Source organism: Nostoc sp. 'Lobaria pulmonaria (5183) cyanobiont' (genome assembly GCF_002949795.1).
In the GTDB taxonomy this organism is placed as follows: Bacteria; Cyanobacteriota; Cyanobacteriia; order Cyanobacteriales; family Nostocaceae; genus Nostoc.
On sequence record NZ_CP026692.1, the window covers coordinates 2,485,346 to 2,505,146 of the forward strand.

The window sequence follows — 19,801 nt, forward strand, 5'->3', positions numbered from 1 at the left end:
AAATCAAAGTTTGTAGTGAATATACCCCACATCCCCAAATTACCCATACCACCATCTCTTTTGGGGTCAGAAGTCGGTTCTTTTACTGAGTTTACAGTTACTCAACGAATGCCTGCGATCGCTCGCAAAGTTATCGCTGAAAATAATTTCTCGTCTGAAATTAATACCAGCTTAGAAAACCTGGCTAGAGAATTGCCAACAGGATATGTGCAACCTCTTTTAAATAATACTGCTGTAGATTTTTCAGCCTGGAATACATATTTAGAATTCTACAAAGGTCAGCGTTGGGTAGATGTACCTTGGTTTTTTGCTGAAACTTATTTTTTTCGATTAATTCTAGAAATTACTAATTATTTTCGCCCTGGTGTCTGGCAAGGTGTCGATCCATTTGAGTTACAAAAGTCTCAAAGTTTAGAAGCATCTCTGGATTCGATTATTCTACTGTGTGGTCAGGCTAACAATTGGTTAGATAATTCACAACGAAAGGAAGAATCAAATCAAACAGCTTTAATAGCACTGTTATATTTTGCTTTGTGGGGAAATCGAGTTGACTTGAGTTTATGGTCAGCGTCCGAGAGCGATCGCAGTCGTTTTGATATTCAAACCCAACTAGCTCACATCCTAGTAAATGATGCCTCCCAAGTCACGGAATTGTTAATAAACTCTCAAGGAGGACGGATTGATTTTGTTGTAGACAATGCTGGTTTTGAACTTGTTTGTGATTTATTTTTAGTAGATTTTTTGTTAAGTAGCGGACTGGCGGATCGGGTTTACCTACACTTAAAGCCACATCCGACTTTTGTCTCTGATGCCATGATTAAGGATGTACATTACACAACAAGTTTTTTAGGCGCTAGTGGAAATCAACAAGTTACATCCTTTGCCCAAAGACTGCAAGACAATATTGCATCAAGGCGTTTAGTACTATCTGAAGATTACTTTTGGACATCGCCTTTAGCTTTTTGGGAAATACCCAACTCTCTCAAAAATGAATTAGCCAATGCGAGTTTGGTTATAATCAAAGGAGATGCCAATTATCGCCGATTATTAGGCGATCGCCATTGGAATTTTACTACCAACATTGCAGATATAGTCTGCTACTTACCCGTGCCAATGGTAGCTCTACGCACCCTAAAGTCAGAAGTAGCAGTTGGTTTAAAACCAGAAGTTATTGAGAAAGTAGCAAAATCTGACTCTTCTTGGTTGACAAATGGACAGTGGGGTGTAATTCAGTTGGTGGTTTAGGCAGTTTTGCCAAATCGAGATAATTTGTAAGACAAGTATACGTATCTTCACTATTTATAGGGTCGTTTACCCTACCCGTATCACCACAACCAGCTTAGGATAAACTAGAAGAACTTTTTAAGGAAAATGGTAGAAAAAATCACAGCTGTGTTTAATGGCAAAGTGTTCTATCCGGCTGAACCGATCGCACTGCCAATTAATACCCGCGTGCGAATCAGTATTGAAATTTTACCGCCCAGCGAACAGGAAACGGTATCATTTCTGCAAACGGCGCGATCGCTCAACCTCGAAGGGCCACCTGACTGGTCTGCCAATATAGATAAATATTTATACAGTAAGTAAACTTTTCATGCATTCTGAAGTCTTTCTTGATACATCATTTGCCATTGCTTTATCTGCACCGAGCGATCGCTTGCATGACCGAGCTTTACATCTGGCTAAAATGTTACAAGCAGCAGAAACTCGTTTGGTGACAACACAGGCGGTAATGTTGGAAATTGGCAATGCCTTATCCCAACAACCTTATCGTCAGGCGGCAATCATATTATTAAATTCTTTAGTAGCAGACTCCAAAGTAGAAATTGTCCCCCTTTCCCAGGAACTCTACGAACGTGCTTTCCAGCTATATCGCGAACGAACAGAGAAAGAATGGGGATTTGTCGATTGCGTATCTTTTATTGTTATGCAATATAGCGGCATCACTGAAGCACTGACAGCTGATGAGCATTTTCAACAAGCAGGCTTTCGAGCATTACTGCGAGAAAATTTACCGTAAGGATTTGGGAATTGGGCATGAGACATTAGACTTCTTGCATGAATCAATGACCTTTCACCCTAAATCCCTCTCCCAAGCTTGGGAGAGGGACTTTGAAATTGTCTCCCCTTCTCCCAAAATTGGGAGAAGGGGTTGGGGGATGAGGGCATTCGTGCAAGAGGTTTATTAGCAAATGACAAATGACAATTAAATCCTTATTATTTCGTTACAATCGGCGTGTGCGTTAGGCATTCAAGAGTTATCAGCCATGAAATTGATTTCCGATCCGCCGATTCCTGTGAAAATTCAAAAGATGAAGGAACGGGTGCGGTGGATGCATCCAAGTTTTGTGCAACGGGGAATTGACCAAACCAGTATAGTTATTGACGATCGCAGACAGGATAATCCAGAATTTTCCTTTATGGTTATCGGTGATTCTGGCACTAAATCCCATTCTCGACACCACCCCCAACGAAAAGTTGCCGAACTGATGCTGACTCACCGCGATGATTGCAGCTTTGTGTTGCATACTGGCGATGTCATCTATGTGGTGGGTTCCCAAGAATATTATTCAACAAACTTTATTGAGCCTTACCGGGAATTTCTTGTTAATGGCGACAATCCGAAAAGCATTCCTTATGACCGCATGGTGTTTAATCTGCCGTTCTTGCCAGTACTTGGTAATCATGATTACTACGATGTGCCATTGATGTACCGTTTATTTACTGGCACAACATCGTCACTACGTCGCCTGTTCCGCTACAAAGATATCGAGATTGGCTGGCATGGATCGTATCAAGGTAATGCTTATGCACGGGCATTTATGGACTACACTCAGGCGATGTCTCCACAAGAGTTAGAACGTCATTTAGATCGGCACTACACTGCTAAAACCGATACAGGGCGCTGTTTGCGTTATGAACCCGGACAATTTACCCGCTTACCCAATCGCTATTACACCTTTCGTTACGGCGGGATTGACTTTTTTGCACTGGATTCTAATACCTTTAATACACCCTCACCTTTACCTGCAACTCAAGAGGGGGAAATTTACCGCCGAGAATTGCAAAAGCGTCGCCAGGAAATAGATCGAGAAGAAGTGGAGATTTTGAAAATATATGATCGCCTCAACCCAGATAAACCCACCGAAGCCGAACAACTCGATGACCTTAGTGCTAAATTAGACCAAATCAACGAGATCAAAATCGACATTGAAAAACAACTAGCATCTCATCAAATGCCTGCGATCGACTTTGAACAACTTGAATGGTTGCGAAGCAAACTAATCGAATCTTGGAACACCTCCCAAGTGCGCGGACGTGTAATCTTTTTCCACCATCCCCCCTACGTCACAGAAGCTACCAAGTGGAATCAGGCACAAACCTTGGCAGTTCGCCACCGCTTGCGCTGGGTGTTTGAACAAGTGGCAGAAACTCTTGGTTCTCTAATTAAAGAACGTCCCATAGTCGATTTGATTTTAAATGGACACGCTCACTGTTTAGAGCATCTTTGCACAACTGATACCGGATTTGCAGACTCGCACATTAACTGTATTATCTCTGGTGGTAGCGGTCATCGTCCCCGCTATCAACGGCGAGAAGGGACTGAATTGATGGAAACTTTTGCTGAAATTGCAGGTAAATCCACTCGGAAAGTTGCGGATTCAAGGCTATTTGTGGGCCGTCATAACTACAATTTCCAGAACCGACTGCCTTATTCATGTGTGCGGATTGATGTTCTGGATGGTAGCCCGCCCAAGTTTATCATCAGACCGCTGATTACTGAACGAGTTGAACAAAAGTGGCATAACACGGAACTTGAACCTTTTGTTATTTAAACGGGATACGAAGTAATTGAAGACACCATTCCTCATCTCACTTGAAAATCACATCTCAGTGCTGCTGGGTTGCTTTGAATGATTATCTTGGCGAATTTTTTCCAAATCTTTGCATTAAGACAAAAGCTAGGTATATCCTAATCTTGAATAGAGTTATGATAATCTCAAATTATGGCAGGACATAGTAAATGGGCAAATATTAAGCGCCAAAAAGCGGTAGTAGATGCAAAAAAGGGAAAAACCTTTACTCAATTATCCAGGGCAATTATCGTTGCGGCTAGAAGTGGTGTACCAGATCCGGCGCTGAATTTTCAACTTCGCACGGCAGTTGACAAGGCAAAGGCTGCGAGTATTCCCAATGATAATATTGAACGAGCGATCGCTAAAGGTGCAGGCACTTTTGGCGGGGATAATGCTATCTTTGAAGCCATTCGCTACGAAGGCTATGGCCCTTGTGGTGTAGCAATTTTAATCGAAGCCCTCACAGATAATCGTAATCGCACTGCTGCTGACTTGCGTGTAGCTTTTAGTAAAAATGGTGGCAATCTTGGTGAAACAGGTTGTGTTAGCTGGATGTTTGAACAAAAAGGCGTTTGTGTAGTGCAGGGTGTACTTGACGAAGAACAGCTTTTAGAAGCATCCCTTGAAGGGGGTGCCCAGTCTTATGAGATGACTGAAGATGAGATGGCTGAGGTATTTACTGATATTGCAAATTTAGAAACCCTTAGTCAGACACTTAAAAATCAAGGCTTTAAGGTAACTGATGCCGAATTGCGCTGGATTCCTAGTAATAGTGTAGAAGTTACCGATCCCGATCGGGCGCGATCGCTTTTCAAGTTAATTGATACTCTAGAAAGCTTGGATGACGTGCAAAATGTCACAGCTAATTTTGACGTAGCAGAAGAATTGATGGCTCTCAGCATTTCCTAATCAAAATTAACCCAGGTATCATAGCCAAATTACAGTTATTTGGATGATATCCAAATTGTTACATTTAAGATTGAAATGCCAGCAAGTATTTTTTAGCTAAGTATTCCCCGAACCTATCCTACTAATAATATTTGTGCTACAAAACTTAAGCTTATTGATAAATTAAAACGAAAAATTAAGGTTTTGAAGCACATTTTACGACAACAAGTAGGGATCTTTTAGAATAGTGGGATAGGTTCACGTCAGCTCCAATACGATTCGGTTAAGGTTTTTTGATGAAAATTATAGATCGCTAAAGATGTGATAAATCATCATTGTAAAGACGGCGATTTATCGCGTCTCTTGCCTTACCCGAACAGTATTGACGTAAGTCCTATATTTGACAGATATAAAAATAGACATGAAATCTTCATATCAATTACAAACTTATGACATACGTCTATTGGATAGTTGATTTGTTGATTACCTGATGAGGATTTTCAAGTGAATAAGTTCGCTAAAGCTTTACTTTTGGCTCTAATTTTTGCTGCACCTGTAACCGCTTTTGCATCTCAAGCTCAAGCTAAAACTATCCATCATCCTGGCGTAAAATCTGCTAAAGTTCATCATACTAGACATCACAGACATCATGCTAAAAAAATAGTTCATAAACATTTATAAATAGTTACTATTAGTCGTAAAAGTTTCTAGTAGCTCTGTAATTAAGTTTAGTGTTGGTTTCTCTGAAAAAACTGTATTATTTAACCCCGCTGAAATCCTACCCCAATCAGCGGGTTTTTTTTATTAACTTGCTCAAGGGTGCGATCGTATCAAAATCCAAGTTAAAGCGATCGTCTAATTTTACCTACCACCATCCAATTTAGTCTTGAAAACATATATGAAAGCAGACTATTTAGAAGAATCGCTTCTTCGTGAGTTGGAGGAGCGTTTGCTTCAACCCGATGTCCGAAAGTCAGCTAAAGATATCATAGATTTACTTGCTGACGAGTTCATTGAATTCGTCAGCTCAGGGCGTGTTTTTAATAAACAGCAAATTATCGAGAGCTTGCAGAATGAACCCATCCAACCCCTGACTCAAAGATTGATAACAGAATTCAAAACGTTAGTTTTAGCAACAGGGGTTGTTTTAGTAACTTATCGTATAGTCAGACATATATCTGGCGAACAACCTGTTCATTCGTTGCGAAGTTCCATCTGGAAATTAAATAACAATCGATGGAAAATGATCTTTCATCAGGGCACTCTGGTTAGAGAATCATCAGTGCGGTATGAGAAGTAATTGCCTGAGATTATTTAGAGTCAAAGTTTTGCATAAAAAAGACTCAAGCATTCCTGCCTGAGCCTTTTCTAAATTCAATTAATCTTAGTAGCGGTTATTGCTACGATTGTAGCCGCCGCCACCACCACGGTTCCCAAAGGAACCACCACTTCTGTCTTCTTTGGGCTTGGCTTTATTTACTTTGAGGTCGCGACCAAGCCATTCAGCACCATCAAGAGCTTCAATGGCTTTTGTTTCTTCATCTTCTGAATTCATTTCCACAAAAGCAAAGCCGCGTAAACGACCTGTTTCACGGTCAGTGGGTAGTTGAACACGCTTTACAGTACCATATTCTGCAAATACAGCACTCAGCGCATCTTGTGTAACATCATAGGAGAGGTTACCTACGTAAATTGACATTAAATGTCTCCAAAATCATAAGTTTGTAGAGATTTAGATTTCGGAGAGAAGTCTGTAATACCAAAAGGAAAAAGCCTGTCAATACTAAAAACAAACACTGTCACCGAATTAATTCTCATTTCACTTCCCATAATGACATAACAACTCAGTTTCTGGGAAAAAGGTTTGAAAAACTGTTATAAAAAGTTATATAAGCGGTTAATAGCTAGATGCTGGCTAGTCTCAAAACGGGTGAGGCTCTAGTAAACCGCACCCACGAGATCGACTAATCCACTCTCTTTTCTAAATATTGACCAATCATTAACTGCTCGCTAGCACGGGAGATAATGGTTTGTCTGGTACGGTATTTGCTGCCAATTAGCTTTAACTCTTCTTCAAAGACTGAACCGTTGTACTCAGTTCGCAAACACATTGTTTTAGGGTTGGAGAAATAATACTGAGCGGTGACTGGTTTAGATATGGCAAAACCGCGATCGCGATACAAAATGTTTCCTAAAGCTCCAAATATCGTTGAACCTTGCGACTCTTTCCTTCCATTTAGTACATCTGTACTTTCCCATATAACTGCTGCACCACAGATCAAACTATCTGTATCAGGCAAATCGTGCATCTGAGCTAGGTTTTGCAATTCATCACAGCCTTGGTTGAGAAAATCGATCGTAACTATACTCTCCATCTCCTTGGTTTCTCCCTTTGGTAGGGTGTAGTAGCGCCGTTGCGATTGCCACTTACCCGCCGATTCCTGGAAAAATTCCGAAATCTGGGCTTCGTCAGCAGTTTGTGCAATTTTTAGCAATGATGTCACTTGTAACTTTCCTGACCTAATATTGGTGGCTGTAATATATATCGCCCTTTTCTTCGCCTTATATGCGATCGCCTGATCAAAATACTACAGCGTCAAAAAAAGCAATTTATATTTACTATTTTTAATATATTTGATTTAGCGTAAAAATTACTAGGCATTTTGCTACATTAAATCTACTTATGTCAGCCTAAATATAGCTATTTATTAACACTGCCCATTTTAGAAGTAAGGGTGTGAAAGTCCGGTATTTTCAGGAAATACAAGTTTTCTACTAAGGGCAGATTGCAAGAAATTTAAAAATATTTATACTGAGTTAATAATTGCATCGTCAGCTAAAAAGCTGCCGATTCAATGTAATGAGTTAAAGTGGTGAGAAATTTTTTAATAAAAAGTAATTTTTGATACAAAATTCTGCAAGAAGATAGCTAATTGACTCTCGCCGCTTTTCACTATTCATAATGTCTCAAAATTACTTGGTAATGCACGGCTGTTTAACCCAAAAAGCCCACCAAATACGAGAAAAATAAATGATTTTGGACAGAAATAAGCCGCACAAGCAGGCGAAAATCTCACCTTTCGCAGCCGCTAACCAGGTAATTAGTACCCAGTTAGATTCAGTTATGAAGACTGATATGGCTGTTGCAGATACAAAGAGTAGCGTTCACACAAAGGTCTCTTCCCCTTTTGCATCCATATTATTGATTCCCTGTCTGCTGGGCATAGGACTGCTGACAGCGAATTGTGGAGCGCTATCCAAGGAAGAACCGGCTGATGCACAATCTCAGAGTCCTGGTAGTGGACAACGTGGTGGTGCGACAGCTGTAGATGTAGCGATCGCTCGAACTGATACGCTACAAACACAACCAGAATACACAGGTAATACAACACCCTTCCGAATTGTATCAGTGCGATCGCAAGTAGAAGCTCGGTTGTTGGCTTTGAACCTTGATGTCGGCGATGCAGTAAAGCTTGGGCAAAACATCGGGCGGTTAGATGATGCCATACTTTCTACCGAATTAAAGCAAGCAGAAGCAGAGCTAGCAGCCCTCAAATCAGAAGTAGCAAGAGCAACAAATCAGGTAAGCAATGCTCGTGCAGACGTTGAACGGGCGCGCCTAGAAGTAGTACAAGCTCAAGCAGACTCACAGCGGCAGCAAAAACTCTTCCAAGCTGGAGCGATCGCTGAACAAACTGCCCAGCAAGCACGTACCCAGGCAAAAACAGCTGCCCAGGCACTCCGGGCAGCCCAAGAACAAGTTCGGACAGAACAGCAAGCCGTTGCTGCCGCCCAAGGTAGAGTACTTGCTCAACAGGCATTGGTTGCCCAAACCAAAGAGCGCAGGTCTTACGCTCGGCTGGTATCTCCCATCACTGGCGTAGTCACACAAAGGGTAACAGAACCAGGCAACTTGCTGCAAGCAGGTAACGAAGTTTTGAAAATTGGCGACTTTAACCGTGTCAAAGTCGTCGTCCAAATTTCCGAATTAGAACTAGCACAAATTCAAGTTGGGCAGTCTGTACAAGTGCGCTTAGATGCCTTCCCCAAAGAAGCATTAATTGGCAGAGTTACGCGGATTTCCCCAGCTGCCGATGCCACAGCTCGCTTGATACCTGTAGAGGTATTGATTCCTAACACTCAAGGTAAGATTGGCAGCGGACTACTGGCGCGAGTCAACTTTGAAAACCAGACTCAACAGCGGGTAGTAGTGCCGCAAACAGCTATTCAAAAACAAGCAGGAGCAGCAAAGGGAGCAGGAAAAGAGCAAGAAAACCCGTCGGGGACGCTATTTGTGGTGAAAGACACAGATGGCAAGACGAAAGTAGCGACGCGTGCAGTTACTTTCGGAAAAAGGGCTGATAGCAAAGTGGAAATTTTATCCGGTTTGCAAGCGGGAGAGCGATATGTTGTTCGTAGTGGTAAGCCGTTAAAAGAAGGTGACACTGTAAGTCTTTCAATTCTTTCAGAAAAGTAATAGTAGGGTGAGCAATAATCACCATACCAAAGAAAAAAGTACTCAGTAGTCAGCATTTAGCACTTATCACTTTAGGATCATGCAACAAGCAAATAATAATGGCAATGGCGGATTTAGCCTTAGTGCGATCGCTATCCGCCAACACATTGGCACACTCATGCTCACCGTGGCAGTAATTGTCATTGGGGTATTTTTTCTCACAACGATCCAAGTCGATCTTCTACCATCAATTACCTATCCCCGAATTGGGGTTCGGCTAGAAGCCCCTGGTATTTCACCAGAAGTAGCAGTAGATGAAATCACCAGACCTTTAGAAGAAGCTTTATCAGCAACCGAGAATGTAGTGCAAGTTTTCTCCCGCACCCGTGAAGGACAGGTAAGCCTCGATTTATACTTCCAACCAGGGGGCGATATTGACCAAGCTCTAAACGATGCAACTGCTGCTTTTAACCGAAATCGAGGACAACTACCAGATACGATAGAGGAGCCACGCTTATTCAAAGTTGATCCTTCGCAATTGCCGGTTTATGAATTGGCGCTGACATCTGCTTCATTGCCAGGTAAAGAATTACGCGTATTTGCTGATGAAGAGTTAACCCGTGAACTCAGTGTCGTACCGGGAGTCGCTTCCGTTGATGTATCTGGTGGCGCAGAGGAAGAAGTACGAGTGCTTGTTGACTTAAACCGATTGCAAGCTTTGGGTGTCGGGTTAAATGATGTCTTAAATGAATTAACAGCCCGTAACCAAGATACTTCTGGTGGTCGGATTCTGGGGCAAAATTCCGAGCCATTGACTCGGACTGTCGGACGCTTCCAAAATGCCAAGGAAATTGAAAACCTTTCCTTGGAAGTTTCTTCTCCTGCTAGTGCTAATACCACTAATAACAGTAATACCACTACTACTACTACCACTACGCCTGCACCTTCCCGCCGCGTTTATTTGCGAGACTTTGCTGAGGTAATTGACGATACAGAAGAACAGCGAGTATTTGTTTATCTAAATCGTCAGCCTGCGGTGAAATTTTCAGTCCAAAAGCAGCCTGAAGCCAACACAATCACAGTTGTAGATGCTGTTAAGCGCCGAATTGAACAATTACGACAATCAGGTTTAATTCCAGCAGACATGACTTTGAGTCCCACCACAGATGAATCTGTCTTCATCCGCAATTCTTTAAATGATGTCATCTTTTCGGGGATTTCTGGAGCATTGTTAGCAGCAGCAGCAGTGTTGTTATTTTTGGGATCGTTCCGGCAAACATTCATTATCAGTTTGACGATTCCGCTGTGTACTCTGGCGGCGATCGCTTTGATGAGAATATTTGGTTTAACCTTGAATGTTTTTAGTTTGGCAGGTCTGACATTAGGAGTCGGTCAAGCAATTGATACATCGGTTGTGATCTTGGAGAACATTTCCGAAAAAGCAGGTATGACTCCCAATCAGAGAGAGATGGAGGCAGGGGAGCAGGGGAGCAGAGGAGCAGAGGAGAAGGGGAGAAATTCCCAATTCTTTATTAACAGTGCGATCGCAGCTTCCCAAGAAGTAGAATCTGCTTTAGTTGCTGCCACAGGTGCCAACTTAGTTTCTGTAGTGCCATTCCTCTTAATTGGCGGCTTTATTGCACTGCTATTTAATGAACTGATTCTGACAATTAGCTTCGCAGTCGCAGCCTCACTTGTCGTCGCTATTACAATAGTGCCGATGCTGTCTTCTCGACTTTTAGGAATTCGTTGGTCTAGTCGAATCAGCGAATTTTGGTTGCTTAGACAGTTTAATCACCGATTTGAAGATGCTACGCGGGGATACGGTAACTTCTTAACCAAAGTTTTACGCTATCGGCTCCTCGTAGTAACTGCTGCTTTGATAATTTTAGGCGGCAGCAGCTTCTTGATGTTTGGTCAAATTCCCCAAGAAATTTTACCCCGCATCAGTACTGGTCAAGCTAACTTGAGAGCGCAGTTTCCGCCCGGTACACCTTTAGCAACTTCCCAAAAAGTTATGCAAATTGTCGATGACATTTTGCTCAAACAACCAGAAACCGAGTCTGCTTTCACAACTGTGGGTGGTAATTTATTTGGCAGCAGTACTACAGAAAATCCTTTACGTGCCAGTAGTACCATCAATCTGAAACCAGGCACAGATGTCGAAGCTTTCGTCAAAAAAGTCACTCAAGAATTTAACAAACTAAACTTAGCAGGAATTTTGCTGCGCCTCAATCCTGGTCAAGTGCGGGGTTTAATCTTGAGTAATTCTCCAGTGCAAGGGTCAGAAGTTGACGTGGTTTTGCAAGGTGAGAACGAAGAAAACTTAACGCAAGCAGGCGCTCAAGTACTGCAAGCATTACAAGAAAGGGCAAAATTAGCGACATTCCGACCAGATGCTGACCCCCGACAACCCGAAATCCAAATTCGCCCCGACTGGGAACGAGTTTCAGCTTTAGGATTGAGTGCCGGGCAAATTGGTGCAACAGTTCAAACAGCAATTGAAGGTTCAGTTCCCACGCAAATTCAACGTGGTAATCGTTTAGTTGATGTACGGGTGCAGCTAAATAAAGAAGCGATTCAGCGTCCTTCTCAGCTACAGCAATTACCGCTATTTACAGAAAACAATCAACTAATCCGGCTTTTTGATGTGGCGAAGATTCAAGAAGGTCAAGCGCCTGGTGAGGTACAACGGATTAATCAGCGCCAAGCTTTTATTGTCGCAGGAAATCTTAGCGAGGGAGCTAGTCTTGGTGAAGCGATCGCAGAAGTAAACGAGGTACTCAAAGATGTAGACTTACCTGATGGCGTTTCAATTGTGCCTAGTTCTGCCGAAGAAACTAATCAGCAACTTCAGGATGCTTTAAAAACTTTGGGGGCGTTGGCAACGTTCTTAATCTTTGTAGTCATGGCGGTGCAATACAATTCGCTAATTGACCCATTGGTAATTATGTTCACCGTACCACTAGCGTTAGCTGGGGGAATTTTTGGACTTTACATTACCCAAACTGCAATTGGCGCAACTGTAATTGTTGGTGTCGTCCTGCTGGTGGGAATTGTGGTGAACGCAGGGATTCTGATGGTGGAACTGGCGAATCAAATTCGGGAAGAAGTTGGTTGTACTCGCCAAATTGCGATCGTGAAAGCTGCACCTCAACGTTTGCGCCCAATTATCATGACTACAGTCACTACTATCTTGGGGCTGTTTCCTTTAGCATTAGGTATTGGCGAAGGTTCGGAGTTTTTGCAGCCTTTAGGGATTGTAGTTTTCTTTGGGATGGCGATCGCAACGATGCTGACACTATTTATCATCCCCTGTTTTTATATTCTGTTGCACGATTTGCTTGGTGGAAATTGGGCAAAGCCAGTGTTAACCCGATTGCGTGGAGTTAGGAAAAAACTTATCAGCTAGTGAGCATTTAAGTTGCACATAGCGCAATACCGATTTTACTGGCGCGATTGCTGTTTCTTTCTGGAGTGGTTATAAATAGACGGCTGTTTGCCATAGCTCTAAACCTTATAACCATTTCAGATATCCACTTAGACATCACCCTTGTTTTAACCAAGCCAGCCTTTCCCCAATCCTAAAAACAAAGTTTTCCAAAGTTTATGATGCTCAGGGTCAACAAAACGATACTCTTGGCTGAGTAAGTGAATAAAAACTAATATCTCACTGCAAGGCATTCTTTCTTGTTTGTGCTTTTTGTGCTTGAAAGCTTATGCTGATCCGCCCCGCTACAATAACTGACGTACCCGCAGTTTTACCAATGGTTGCCAAAATTTGTGCTTTGCATGAGTCTTGGGATTCCGCCAAGTATGGTTTTCTACCGCATCCAGAACAGCGTTATGAGCAATGGTTGACACGTTTGGCAAATAGCGATCGCAGTGTATTTCTAGTATCCGAAAATGAAGGGCAAATTGTAGCTTTTCTGGTGGCAACAGTTGAGCGAGAAATACCAATTTATCGGTTACAGGAATTTGCTTTTATTCATGATATCTGGGTCGAGCCGGAATATCGCCAAAATGGAATTGCGCGGCAGATGGTGATGCTAAGTGTTGAACGCTTTCATCAGATGAATATCAAGCAAATTCGTCTAGATACAGCAATTGCTAACGAGGCTTCACGGCGGTTATTTGCATCTTGTGGTTTTCGATTCAGCATTATTGAAATGCTGATTGAATTTAGTCATTAGTCATTTGCTTATGACTAATGACTAATGACAAAAGACTAACTAGCTAACAGAGTTTTTTCTAGAGAAGTCCAACGGAAAGAGCGATCGCCACCCCTCTCCATGACTACTTTCACTCGTGGTTCTAGCTGAGGCAAATTCGTTAAATACTCAACTTCCTCATTAGAAAGAATATGCCCTTCAATAATCCACAAGACCAGCCCCTTTGATTTTGGTGGTAACTGTTCTAAATGAGAATTGAGAATTGGTGGAAGATAGTACACTTGACCTACTGCCGCACCGCTACCAGTACTTTTTTTACCAAGATGAGGAGGTCTGACTCCATGAATTCTTGTGAGATACGCAGCTACATCACCCAGTCCTTTAGCAGTAATGTGGAGGGTAGTATAGCCAGCTGCCCGTAGTCGGCGCTGATATCGACCTTCATAACCTCCTTCCAGAGGTACATACACTCCAAGAGCGCCAAATTTTTCCAGATCGCGGATTAAACCGTTGCCAGTGGTAATTAGTGCCATAGATTTTCGTCTTATCCCACTTAGATATCTCTATTATTTACCCTGAACCGTATAGATTAAAAGCATTTTTTTTTGGGCATTGGGCATAGTTATTCTTCCTTGTCCTCCTGCTTCCCTCACTCCCTAAAAATAGCTCTATAAATTACTGGACAAACATAAATAAATAATTTATATTATTAGATTGTGACCAAACACGCAAATTAGGTTGACTTTTTACTGTCATTCTGAGGTAGTGTCAGCATCAAAAGCTGATGACTTAAATCCAAATTGGATAATCTAACTCAGAGCGATCGTAGACTGGTAAACTAAGAAAGCTTTCAGGTCAACATTAGAGCTTATGGAAGAATAATCAAAGTTAATCCTAAGCTCCAAGGTACGTTTACTCCTGTGCCTCCAAAAAAGCAGGCAAAAGCTTAAACAATAGTTTAAGGTGTTTAAGGAAGTAAAAACTGAGCAGCAATGTTGGTTTCATGGCATTACGTCAGTCTCAGTTAACGGATACTGGGCGGTAATAACCGCTTAAGTCCAACTGCAACACGGCAGTAGCCAATCTCCGGGAAGCCGCCATATAAGGCGTGTAAAAATCGGAAAACCCGCCGACAGCGCTGCCTCCAGAAAGTGCCAGAGCAATTGCTTGGACGAAAGCATTGCTGCACACAGCTTAAAGCTGTAGCGCCTTGCATTGATTCCAGAAGTTACTCCTTCCCAATGGGAAGAAACTTGTGGCTGTTCTGGTGATCTAATGAGTGAAGCTAAACAGATTCACCAAGCAGTACGGACACGGTTTGTTGTGTCCGAAAGCATTTGGAGCGGTTTATTGAAACCATTCCAAATTTCGCAGGCTAACCCAGCCTAAACTGATGCGTACAAAGCGTGTCCTCTAGAGTCCAATTCCAAGGTCAGCAAGTAGAAAGGAGAACCAGTTACTGTGTCTGTAGGTATTCTCGGCACCAAGCTGGGCATGACCCAAATATTTGACGAAGCAGGAGTGTCTATTCCTGTAACTGTCATTCAAGCAGGGCCATGCACCGTTACACAAGTTAAAACGAAAGAAACCGATGGTTACTTTGCCATTCAAGTTGGTTATGGCGAAGTCAAACCCAAGGCACTAAACAGACCATTATTGGGCCATTTGGCTAAATCATCTGCCCCAGCATTGCGTCACTTAAATGAATATCACACCGATAGCTCTAGTGATTATGCTTTAGGTCAAGAGATTAAAGCAGATATTTTTAGCGCTGGTCAAATTGTTGATGTCGTCGGTACAAGCATCGGTCGCGGCTTTGCGGGAAACCAGAAGCGCAACAACTTTGGTCGCGGGCCAATGTCACACGGTTCCAAAAACCACAGAGCACCCGGTTCTATTGGTGCTGGTACAACACCCGGTCGTGTCTATCCAGGTAAGCGGATGGCAGGGCGTTTAGGTGGAAAACGTATTACAATCCGCAAACTGACCATAGTGCGAGTTGACCCAGAACGCAACTTATTGCTAATTAAAGGAGCCATTCCTGGTAAACCAGGCGCTCTAGTAAGTGTTGTGCCTGCAAAAACAGTGGGATAGTCAATAAGTCATTAGTCAAACAGTCATTAGTCAAACAGTCATTGACTAAAGACAAATGGCAAAAGACCAATGACAAATGACGCCACGTGCTTTACTTGGGGAAACCCCAAGACCGCAGTGGCTCACAAAGGACAAAGGACAGATAACAAAAATGGTTGAAAGCGTAGTTAAAAATTGGCAAGGAGAACAGGTCGGCGAGACGACCTTTGAGTTGCGCGTTGCCAAGGAAGAAACAGCGTCTCATATTGTGCACCGCGCCTTAGTACGGCAATTGACCAATGCTCGTCAAGGAAATGCCAGTACAAAAACTCGTTCGGAAGTCAGAGGTGGCGGTCGTAAACCTTGGCGACAAAAAGGTACTGGTCGCGCTCGTGCAGGGTCTATTCGTTCACCATTGTGGCGTGGTGGTGGTGTGATATTTGGGCCAAAGCCCAGAGACTTCGACCTGAAGTTGAACCGCAAAGAGCGACGTCTAGCACTGCGGACAGCATTTGTCGGTCGTATTGACGACTTGATCGTAGTAGAAGAATTTAGCACTGAGCTATCTCGCCCCAAAACTAAAGACTTAGTGGCAGCCCTTGCCCGTTGGGGAGTAGTACCAGAAAGCAAGTCACTGTTAATTTTGTCTGAAATTGCGGATACAGATAACGTTTATTTATCAGCCCGCAACATTGAAAATTTAAAACTAATTGCAGCCGACCAGCTAAATGTTTTTGATTTACTGCACGCTGACAAAATTGTAGTTACGGCATCAGCCCTAGAAAAAATTCAGGAGGTCTACAGTGCCTAGCTTTGACCCCCGCGACCTTGCCGACTTAGTGCGTCGCCCAATCGTCACCGAGAAAGCGACCATCTTGATGGAGCAAAACAAGTACACCTTTGAAGTAATTCCAAAGGCATCTAAGCCAGAAATAAAGGCAGCGATCGAAGACTTGTTTCAGGTCAAGGTTGTAAAAATCAACACCATCTTACCACCGCGCAAAAAGCGGCGCGTTGGTAAATTTATTGGTTATAAACCCCAATATAAGCGAGCCATTGTCACCGTCGCACCTGGGGATGAAGACAAGATTAGACAAGTTCTATTCCCAGAAGTCTAAAAAAGTTGTGAGTTAGGAGTTATGAGTTACTACGCTCAAAACTCAGCACTCAAAATTTTAAACTCAGCACTCAGCACGGGCTAAACGCCCCGCTATCGCTAACAGCACTCAGCACTTAATAAATATGGGTACTCGTTCTTATCGCCCTTATACCCCCAGTACTCGCCAAGTTACAATCTCTGACTTTGCGGAAATTACCAGAACCGAGCCAGAAAAATCCCTAACAACCTCGAAGCATCGCGCTAAAGGTCGGAATAATCACGGGCGGATTACTAGTCGTCGCCGGGGTGGCGGACATAAACAACTTTATCGAATCATCGATTTTAAAAGGGATAAACATAATATTCCTGCCAAAGTCGCAGCAATTGAATACGATCCTAACCGCAACGCCAGAATTGCCCTTTTGTATTACCAAGATGGCGAAAAACGGTACATCCTTCACCCCAACGGGTTGAAAGTTGGAACAATAATTATTTCTGGTCCTGAAGTTCCCTTTGAAGATGGTAATGCCTTACCGCTCTCGAAGATTCCCTTAGGTACTAGTGTTCACAACGTAGAATTCACTCCTGGTAAAGGTGGTCAAATTGTACGTGCTGCTGGTGCTAGCGCCCAAGTTGTGGCAAAAGAAGGTAATTATGTAACTCTCAAGTTGCCTTCAGGAGAAGTCCGCTTGATTCGACGCGAATGCTACGCCACCATTGGGCAAGTAGGCAACACCGACGCGAGAAACTTGAGTGCAGGTAAAGCCGGACGAAATCGCTGGAAAGGTCGCCGTCCTAAGGTTAGAGGTAGCGTCATGAACCCAGTGGATCACCCACATGGTGGTGGTGAAGGTAGAGCGCCTATCGGTAGATCGGGGCCTGTTACACCTTGGGGTAAACCCACATTGGGTGCGAAGACACGCAATCGTAAGAAACTTAGTAGCAAGTTGATTGTGCGTCGTCGTCGTAAGTCTTCTAAACGCGGTCGCGGTGGTCGTGAATCATAGAATTTTAGATTTTGGATTTTAGATTGGAGTCTACTTGTGAACATTGAAAATTTGTGAAACTTAGTTCAGACACTTAATTATCCAAAATCCGAAATTCTAATTCCTAATTCCTAAATCCTAAATCCAAAATTGAACTATGGGTCGTTCTCTAAAAAAAGGTCCTTTCGTTGCGGATCATCTCTTAAAGAAAATTGAAAAGCTCAATGACAACAACAGAAAAGAAGTTATTAAAACTTGGTCACGAGCTTCGACAATTTTGCCTCTAATGGTAGGTCATACCATAGCTGTTCACAACGGACGTCAACACGTTCCAGTTTTTGTCAATGAACAGATGGTAGGACACAAGTTGGGTGAATTTGCCCCAACACGCACCTACAGGGGTCATGGAAAAAGCGACAAAAAAGCAGGTAGGTAGTTATTAGTCATTGGTCATTTGTCATTGGTCATTGGTCATTAGTTATTAGCTTTCGACAAAAGACAAAGGACAAAAGATAAAGGACGAAGGACAAAATTGGAGAAAATTATGGCTACTAATACTACTGAAGTAAAAGCGATCGCTCGTTTTATCCGCATCTCGGCCTACAAAGTACGTCGCGTACTCGATCAAATCCGCGGGCGATCTTACCGAGAAGCGTTAATCATCCTGGAATTTATGCCCTATCGCGCTACTGAACCCATATTGAAGGTTCTCAGAAGTGCTGCTGCTAATGCCGAACACAACGCTGGGTTAGATCGGACTCAACTAGTGATTACTCAGGCTTATGCCGATCAAGGGCCGCCGTTGAAGCGGTTCCAGCCAAGAGCGCAAGGTCGAGCTTACCAAATTCGCAAGCCGACGTGTCATATTACTGTGGCTGTTGCAGCTGCCCCAGAAAAATAAGCTTTTTTACAGGAATAAATTGCGTAAAGTCAGAAATTTTAGAGGAAGCATTCGTGGGACAAAAGATTCATCCAGTTGGTTTTCGCCTGGGTATTACACATGAACATCAATCCCGTTGGTTTGCAGTTCCCGATCGCTATCCAGAACTTCTCCAAGAAGACTACAAACTCCGTCAATACATAGAACAAAAGCTGGGTAGACTCGCTCAAAACAACGCCGGAATTTCCGAGGTGCGGATTGAGCGCAAAGCTGACCAAATCGACTTAGAAGTACGCACAGCTAGACCTGGCGTAGTCGTGGGTCGTGGTGGACAAGGTATCGAATCCTTACGTACTGGACTCCAAGGATTGTTGGGTAGCAATCGTCAAATTCGCATCAACGTAGTTGAAGTTCAACGAGTTGATGCTGATGCCTACCTAATTGCCGAATACATTGCTCAACAATTGGAACGCCGGGTTTCCTTTCGGCGGGTAGTGCGGCAATCGATTCAGCGTGCCCAACGCGCTGGTGTCCAAGGTATTAAAATCCAAGTCAGTGGTCGGCTCAACGGTGCAGAAATTGCCCGGACAGAATGGACTCGTGAAGGTAGAGTACCTTTACATACCTTACGGGCTGACATTGACTACTCTTATTGCACGGCAAAAACTGTTTACGGCATTTTGGGTATCAAAGTATGGGTGTTTAAAGGAGAAATTATTCCTGGACAGGAAGAAACACCCCTACCACCAGCAAGCCGCGATCGTGAACGCGATCCCCGCGATCGCGATCGTGAACCCCGTCGCCGTCAACAACAACGTCGTCGCCAGCAATTTGAAGACCGATCGAATGAAGGGTAAACGGGGACTGGGGACTGGGGACTGGGGACTGGGTAAAAATTCTCAATCCCCAATCCCTAATTCCCAATCCCTAATCCCCATTACCTAGTACCCAGTAGCCAATCATGTTAAGCCCTAGAAGAACTAAATTCCGCAAACAACAGCGCGGACGGATGGAGGGACTAGCCACCCGTGGTAGTACCCTTAACTTCGGTGATTTTGCACTCCAAGCGCAAGAACCTGCTTGGATTACCTCGCGTCAAATCGAGGCTTCCCGTCGGGCAATGACTCGTTATATTCGTCGGGGTGGACAAATCTGGATTCGGATTTTCCCTGATAAACCTGTAACCATGCGTCCTGCTGAAACCCGGATGGGTTCCGGTAAAGGTAATCCAGAGTTTTGGGTAGCTGTAGTCAAACCAGGACGAATTTTGTTTGAAATCGGTGGAGTTTCTGAAGAAATCGCCCGTGAAGCGATGCGTTTGGCTTCATTTAAACTGCCCATCAAAACCAAGTTTATTGTGCGCTCTCAACCACAGGAGCAGGAGTAGCTT

The 19,801-nt window shown here is 43.3% G+C and carries 22 protein-coding genes; 18 read left to right on the forward strand and 4 right to left on the reverse strand.

Annotated elements, in window-relative coordinates; genetic code table 11:
* Positions 1-15 precede the first annotated feature (15 nt).
* The 7 genes from NLP_RS10675 (at position 16) to NLP_RS10700 (ending at position 6,045) form a co-directional block, all read left to right on the forward strand.
* A complete protein-coding gene (locus NLP_RS10675) occupies positions 16-1,245 on the forward strand; it encodes a damage-control phosphatase ARMT1 family protein (RefSeq protein WP_234017276.1) in 1,230 nt (409 codons plus the stop codon).
* A 126-nt stretch (positions 1,246-1,371) separates the two neighbouring features.
* Positions 1,372-1,587 carry an antitoxin family protein gene (locus NLP_RS10680; RefSeq protein ID WP_104906390.1) on the forward strand — a complete coding sequence of 72 codons (216 nt, stop codon included), beginning with the start codon at positions 1,372-1,374 and terminating at the stop codon, positions 1,585-1,587.
* Between the two features lie 7 nt (positions 1,588-1,594).
* Positions 1,595-2,020 carry a type II toxin-antitoxin system VapC family toxin gene (locus NLP_RS10685; protein ID WP_104906391.1) on the forward strand — a complete coding sequence of 142 codons (426 nt, stop codon included), beginning with the start codon at positions 1,595-1,597 and terminating at the stop codon, positions 2,018-2,020.
* A 247-nt stretch (positions 2,021-2,267) separates the two neighbouring features.
* Entirely contained in the window at positions 2,268-3,836 is a 1,569-nt protein-coding gene (locus NLP_RS10690) for a metallophosphoesterase (protein ID WP_104906392.1), read from the forward strand.
* 171 nt (positions 3,837-4,007) lie between these two features.
* Positions 4,008-4,766 carry a YebC/PmpR family DNA-binding transcriptional regulator gene (locus tag NLP_RS10695; protein ID WP_104906393.1) on the forward strand — a complete coding sequence of 253 codons (759 nt, stop codon included), beginning with the start codon at positions 4,008-4,010 and terminating at the stop codon, positions 4,764-4,766.
* 483 nt (positions 4,767-5,249) lie between these two features.
* Positions 5,250-5,426 (forward strand): hypothetical protein, encoded by a 177-nt coding sequence (locus NLP_RS32985; protein WP_158680334.1) that lies wholly within the window; start codon positions 5,250-5,252, stop codon positions 5,424-5,426.
* A 217-nt stretch (positions 5,427-5,643) separates the two neighbouring features.
* On the forward strand, positions 5,644-6,045 hold the full coding sequence (locus tag NLP_RS10700) for a nuclear transport factor 2 family protein (protein WP_104906394.1): 402 nt from the start codon (positions 5,644-5,646) through the stop codon (positions 6,043-6,045).
* Between the two features lie 84 nt (positions 6,046-6,129).
* Here NLP_RS10700 and NLP_RS10705 read toward each other — a convergent pair whose 3' ends face one another.
* Together NLP_RS10705 and NLP_RS10710 are read right to left on the reverse strand one after the other, a co-directional pair.
* Complete coding sequence (locus NLP_RS10705) at positions 6,130-6,444, reverse strand: RNA recognition motif domain-containing protein (RefSeq protein ID WP_104906395.1); 315 nt, start codon at positions 6,442-6,444, stop codon at positions 6,130-6,132.
* Positions 6,445-6,709: 265 nt separating this feature from the next.
* Complete coding sequence (locus tag NLP_RS10710) at positions 6,710-7,249, reverse strand: phycobiliprotein lyase (RefSeq protein ID WP_104906396.1); 540 nt, start codon at positions 7,247-7,249, stop codon at positions 6,710-6,712.
* A 632-nt stretch (positions 7,250-7,881) separates the two neighbouring features.
* Here NLP_RS10710 and NLP_RS10715 point away from each other — a divergent pair.
* The 3 genes from NLP_RS10715 to NLP_RS10725 all read left to right on the forward strand — a co-directional run bounded on the left by NLP_RS10715 (position 7,882) and on the right by NLP_RS10725 (position 13,394).
* Positions 7,882-9,222: an efflux RND transporter periplasmic adaptor subunit gene (locus tag NLP_RS10715; protein ID WP_442946663.1), complete on the forward strand. Its 1,341-nt coding sequence runs from the start codon at positions 7,882-7,884 to the stop codon at positions 9,220-9,222.
* Positions 9,223-9,301: 79 nt separating this feature from the next.
* Entirely contained in the window at positions 9,302-12,613 is a 3,312-nt protein-coding gene (locus NLP_RS10720) for an efflux RND transporter permease subunit (protein WP_104906398.1), read from the forward strand.
* Between the two features lie 307 nt (positions 12,614-12,920).
* Positions 12,921-13,394: a GNAT family N-acetyltransferase gene (locus tag NLP_RS10725; protein ID WP_104906399.1), complete on the forward strand. Its 474-nt coding sequence runs from the start codon at positions 12,921-12,923 to the stop codon at positions 13,392-13,394.
* A gap of 35 nt (positions 13,395-13,429) precedes the next feature.
* On the opposite strand, the gene NLP_RS10730 is transcribed toward NLP_RS10725, so the two are convergent.
* A complete protein-coding gene (locus NLP_RS10730; RefSeq protein WP_104906400.1) occupies positions 13,430-13,906 on the reverse strand; it encodes an NAD(P)H-quinone oxidoreductase subunit N in 477 nt (158 codons plus the stop codon).
* A 487-nt stretch (positions 13,907-14,393) separates the two neighbouring features.
* Positions 14,394-14,564, reverse strand: coding sequence for a hypothetical protein (locus NLP_RS32990; protein ID WP_158680335.1), 171 nt, complete (start codon positions 14,562-14,564; stop codon positions 14,394-14,396).
* 270 nt (positions 14,565-14,834) lie between these two features.
* Here NLP_RS32990 and rplC point away from each other — a divergent pair, with 270 nt between their 5' ends.
* The 8 genes from rplC (at position 14,835) to rplP (ending at position 19,798) form a co-directional block, all read left to right on the forward strand.
* Positions 14,835-15,467, forward strand: coding sequence for a 50S ribosomal protein L3 (gene rplC / locus NLP_RS10735; RefSeq protein WP_094349087.1), 633 nt, complete (start codon positions 14,835-14,837; stop codon positions 15,465-15,467).
* Positions 15,468-15,618: 151 nt separating this feature from the next.
* Complete coding sequence (rplD, locus tag NLP_RS10740) at positions 15,619-16,257, forward strand: 50S ribosomal protein L4 (protein ID WP_104909837.1); 639 nt, start codon at positions 15,619-15,621, stop codon at positions 16,255-16,257.
* Positions 16,250-16,564, forward strand: a complete 315-nt coding sequence (locus NLP_RS10745) for a 50S ribosomal protein L23 (RefSeq protein WP_104906401.1) — start codon at positions 16,250-16,252, stop codon at positions 16,562-16,564. The genes rplD and NLP_RS10745 overlap by 8 nt, the downstream gene beginning before the upstream one ends.
* A gap of 124 nt (positions 16,565-16,688) precedes the next feature.
* Entirely contained in the window at positions 16,689-17,552 is an 864-nt protein-coding gene (gene rplB / locus NLP_RS10750) for a 50S ribosomal protein L2 (RefSeq protein WP_104906402.1), read from the forward strand.
* A gap of 136 nt (positions 17,553-17,688) precedes the next feature.
* Positions 17,689-17,967, forward strand: coding sequence for a 30S ribosomal protein S19 (gene rpsS, locus NLP_RS10755; RefSeq protein ID WP_012410721.1), 279 nt, complete (start codon positions 17,689-17,691; stop codon positions 17,965-17,967).
* A gap of 108 nt (positions 17,968-18,075) precedes the next feature.
* Positions 18,076-18,432, forward strand: a complete 357-nt coding sequence (gene rplV, locus NLP_RS10760) for a 50S ribosomal protein L22 (RefSeq protein ID WP_069070777.1) — start codon at positions 18,076-18,078, stop codon at positions 18,430-18,432.
* A gap of 53 nt (positions 18,433-18,485) precedes the next feature.
* Positions 18,486-19,268: a 30S ribosomal protein S3 gene (rpsC, locus tag NLP_RS10765; protein WP_104906403.1), complete on the forward strand. Its 783-nt coding sequence runs from the start codon at positions 18,486-18,488 to the stop codon at positions 19,266-19,268.
* A gap of 104 nt (positions 19,269-19,372) precedes the next feature.
* On the forward strand, positions 19,373-19,798 hold the full coding sequence (gene rplP, locus NLP_RS10770) for a 50S ribosomal protein L16 (protein WP_012410718.1): 426 nt from the start codon (positions 19,373-19,375) through the stop codon (positions 19,796-19,798).
* Positions 19,799-19,801: the final 3 nt, after the last annotated feature.

Excerpts from the sequence above, each read along its gene's own strand:
- NLP_RS10720 (WP_104906398.1), top strand. The coding sequence starts at position 9,302 with ATGCAACAAGCAAATAATAATGGCAATGGCGGATTTAGCCTTAGTGCG.
- NLP_RS10705 (WP_104906395.1), bottom strand. The coding sequence starts at position 6,444 with ATGTCAATTTACGTAGGTAACCTCTCCTATGATGTTACACAAGATGCG.
- NLP_RS10715 (WP_442946663.1), top strand. The coding sequence starts at position 7,882 with ATGGCTGTTGCAGATACAAAGAGTAGCGTTCACACAAAGGTCTCTTCC.
- NLP_RS10695 (WP_104906393.1), top strand. The coding sequence starts at position 4,008 with ATGGCAGGACATAGTAAATGGGCAAATATTAAGCGCCAAAAAGCGGTA.
- NLP_RS10690 (WP_104906392.1), top strand. The coding sequence starts at position 2,268 with ATGAAATTGATTTCCGATCCGCCGATTCCTGTGAAAATTCAAAAGATG.
- NLP_RS10685 (WP_104906391.1), top strand. The coding sequence starts at position 1,595 with ATGCATTCTGAAGTCTTTCTTGATACATCATTTGCCATTGCTTTATCT.
- NLP_RS10725 (WP_104906399.1), top strand. The coding sequence starts at position 12,921 with ATGCTGATCCGCCCCGCTACAATAACTGACGTACCCGCAGTTTTACCA.
- rplV (WP_069070777.1), top strand. The coding sequence starts at position 18,076 with ATGGCTACTAATACTACTGAAGTAAAAGCGATCGCTCGTTTTATCCGC.
- rpsS (WP_012410721.1), top strand. The coding sequence starts at position 17,689 with ATGGGTCGTTCTCTAAAAAAAGGTCCTTTCGTTGCGGATCATCTCTTA.
- NLP_RS10680 (WP_104906390.1), top strand. The coding sequence starts at position 1,372 with ATGGTAGAAAAAATCACAGCTGTGTTTAATGGCAAAGTGTTCTATCCG.
- NLP_RS10700 (WP_104906394.1), top strand. The coding sequence starts at position 5,644 with ATGAAAGCAGACTATTTAGAAGAATCGCTTCTTCGTGAGTTGGAGGAG.
- rplB (WP_104906402.1), top strand. The coding sequence starts at position 16,689 with ATGGGTACTCGTTCTTATCGCCCTTATACCCCCAGTACTCGCCAAGTT.
- rplP (WP_012410718.1), top strand. The coding sequence starts at position 19,373 with ATGTTAAGCCCTAGAAGAACTAAATTCCGCAAACAACAGCGCGGACGG.
- rplD (WP_104909837.1), top strand. The coding sequence starts at position 15,619 with ATGGTTGAAAGCGTAGTTAAAAATTGGCAAGGAGAACAGGTCGGCGAG.
- NLP_RS10730 (WP_104906400.1), bottom strand. The coding sequence starts at position 13,906 with ATGGCACTAATTACCACTGGCAACGGTTTAATCCGCGATCTGGAAAAA.